This window comes from Nitrobacter sp. 62-23 (genome assembly GCF_001897285.1).
Classification (GTDB): Bacteria; Pseudomonadota; Alphaproteobacteria; order Rhizobiales; family Xanthobacteraceae; genus Nitrobacter.
In genome coordinates this window covers 1-2516 of sequence record NZ_MKSM01000028.1, presented here as the reverse complement: position 1 = coordinate 2516, position 2516 = coordinate 1, and the positions used below count along the sequence as shown (strand labels likewise).

Below are 2516 nucleotides of genomic sequence, written 5' to 3'. Positions count from 1 at the left end.
GCTATGACAAGCGGGCCGATATCTTCCTCTCTACAATCCTCTTGGCCGCTACCCTGACTTGGTGGATCAATTGAGTCTCGACCCTAGCGCCCCGTCGAACCGAATCCGCCGCTGCCGCGCGAGGTGGCCGAGAGCGAATCGGCGCACGCGAGTTCCACGCGCGTCACGGGCGCCACGATCATCTGCGCGATGCGCTCGCCGCGCCGGATGGTGAACGCCTCCTGACCGAGATTCACAAGAAGCACATTGATCTCGCCGCGATAGTCGGCATCCACTGTGCCCGGCGAATTCAACACGGTGACGCCATGCCTTGCGGCGAGGCCGGAGCGCGGCCGCACCTGCGCCTCGAATCCCTCGGGCAAGGCGATGACGAGTCCGGTCGGCACCATCGCGTGTTGTCCGGCTGCGAGCACCAGCGGCGCTTGTTCGGGAACCGCGGCCAGCAGGTCGAGGCCGGCGGCCTGGCTGCTCTGGTAGGCCGGCAGCGCAAGACCTTCGGCGTGAGGCAGTTGCAGGACGTCGACCTTGATTGCACCGCTCATGCCGGTTGATCCGACATGACCGGGACGATGCGCTCGATCAGCATTGCGGCGACCTCTTCCTTGGTCATGAGGGGAAAGGACTCGGCCCTGATCTCGCCGCTGCTTTCACGCGTCAGCAGATGCACCGTGTTGCGATCTCCGCCCATCACGCCGGTCGCGGGCGAGACGTCGTTGGCGACCATCCAGTCGCAGCCCTTGCGCGCGAACTTCGTTGTCGCGTTGTCGATGAGATGTTCGGTCTCGGCGGCGAAGCCGATCACCAGCGCAGGCCGGTTCTCGCGCAGGTTCGAGATGGTTGCGAGAATGTCCGGGTTTTCGACCAGTTTCAGCGGCGGCATCCCGGTCGCGGTCTTCTTCAGTTTCTGCGCGCCTTGGTGCGCGACGCGCCAGTCGGCGACCGCGGCGGTGAAGATCGCGACGTCCGTTGGCAGCGACGCCTCGACGGCCGCCAGCATGTCGCGCGCCGATTCGACATGCTCCACCGTGACGTCCGCGGGATCGTCGAGACCGACCGGGCCTGCGATCAGCGTCACGTCCGCCCCGGCCGCCTGCGCCGCAGCGGCGATGGCAAAGCCCTGCTTGCCCGAGGAGCGGTTGGCGATATAGCGCACCGGATCGATCGGCTCAAAGGTCGGTCCGGCGGTGACCAGCACGCGGCGGCCCTTGAGGGGCAGCGGGCGCGCGGGCCTGAGAATCCGCTCGGCGGCGGTTGCGATCTCCGTCGGCTCGGCCATGCGTCCGACGCCGGCCTCGCCCGCTTCGGCCATCTCGCCGGCATTGGGGCCGATCATCACGACGCCATCGCTGGCAAGCTGTGCCACGTTGCGGCGTGTCGCCGGGTTGTTCCACATCAGTGGATTCATCGCCGGCGCCAGCAGGATCGGTCTGTCGGCGGCGAGCAGGATCGCAGTGGCGAGGTCGGAGGCCAGGCCATGCGCCATCTTTGCCATCAGGTCGGCGGTGGCGGGGGCGACCACGATCAGGTCGCATTCGCGCGCGAGCCGGATATGGCCGGCATCGAATTCGCTGCCGGGATCGAACAGATTGGTGTGGACATGGGTGTGCGACAGGGCGCTGGCGCTCAGCGGAGTCACGAATTGCTGCGCAGCATTTGTCATGACGCATTGCACAATAAAGCCGCGTTCTTTCAGCCGCCGGATCAGGTCGAGCGACTTATAGGCGGCGATACCGCCGCCGATGATCAGCGTTACCCTCGACAAGGCACTAGAATTATTTGTTTTTCCCGGTGTTGCTGCGTTGCGATATGACCACCGGTCGTCCGCGACGCGGTCAGAGGGTGAAGCGGTCGTTGCCGCTCTCAGGATGACGCGGACCTCATCCTCGACGGACCGGCCGTTGCGCGCGGCGCGCAGGCGCAGCTCGGCCTTGGTGGCATCGTCGAGTTTGCGGATGGTCAGGCTGGCCATGACACTCCTGCGGTCAAGCGCGCTTGCATTGATAGCAAAAATATGCCATCAATGCAATCAACGGGCTTTAACGTGTCGTCCAGAGCAGGCCGACCAGCGCGGCCGCGATGACCCAGAGCGCCAGAATGCTCCAGCGGTGGCTGCGCGCTTCGGCCCGCTTGATTTCCGCGATGGTGTCGGGACCCAGCGCCAGCCCTTCGCGGGACATCGTCTCGAATTGCTCGATCAGGGCGACGGTTCGCGAAGCGAGCGCCGGAAGCCCTGCGAGCAGGCGGCCAAGCTCGCCCGCGCCTGCCACCGCGCCCTGCATCCGGCCCATCGGGCCAAGGTTCTGCGTGATCCATTCGCGCACCACGGGGTCGGCCACCGTCCAGATGTCCAGCTTGGGATCGAAGCTGCGCGCCACGCCTTCGACCACCACCATGGTCTTCTGCAGCAGGATCAGTTCGGGGCGCGTCTGCATGTCGAACAGGCCGGTGACCTCGAGCAGCAGCGTCAAGAGCTTGGCCATCGAGATTTCCTCGGCGGTGCGATTGTGGATCGGCTC

2 protein-coding genes and 1 pseudogene are annotated in these 2516 nt (G+C 65.7%); all 3 read right to left on the bottom strand.

What is annotated here, in order from left to right:
* Positions 1-83 precede the first annotated feature (83 nt).
* On the bottom strand, positions 84-542 hold the full coding sequence (dut, locus tag BGO16_RS03255) for a dUTP diphosphatase (RefSeq protein ID WP_292617170.1): 459 nt from the start codon (positions 540-542) through the stop codon (positions 84-86).
* Positions 539-1969, bottom strand: coding sequence for a bifunctional phosphopantothenoylcysteine decarboxylase/phosphopantothenate--cysteine ligase CoaBC (gene coaBC, locus BGO16_RS03250; RefSeq protein ID WP_292617169.1), 1431 nt, complete (start codon positions 1967-1969; stop codon positions 539-541). Before coaBC ends, dut begins: the two co-directional genes overlap by 4 nt.
* Positions 1970-2036: 67 nt before the next feature.
* Positions 2037-2516: pseudogene (locus BGO16_RS03245) on the bottom strand (ubiquinone biosynthesis protein UbiB); the annotation flags it as partial.

What these genes read in the sequence shown, in the direction of transcription:
- dut (WP_292617170.1), bottom strand. Translation starts at nt 542, where the DNA reads ATGAGCGGTGCAATCAAGGTCGACGTCCTGCAACTGCCTCACGCCGAA.
- coaBC (WP_292617169.1), bottom strand. Translation starts at nt 1,969, where the DNA reads ATGGCCAGCCTGACCATCCGCAAACTCGACGATGCCACCAAGGCCGAG.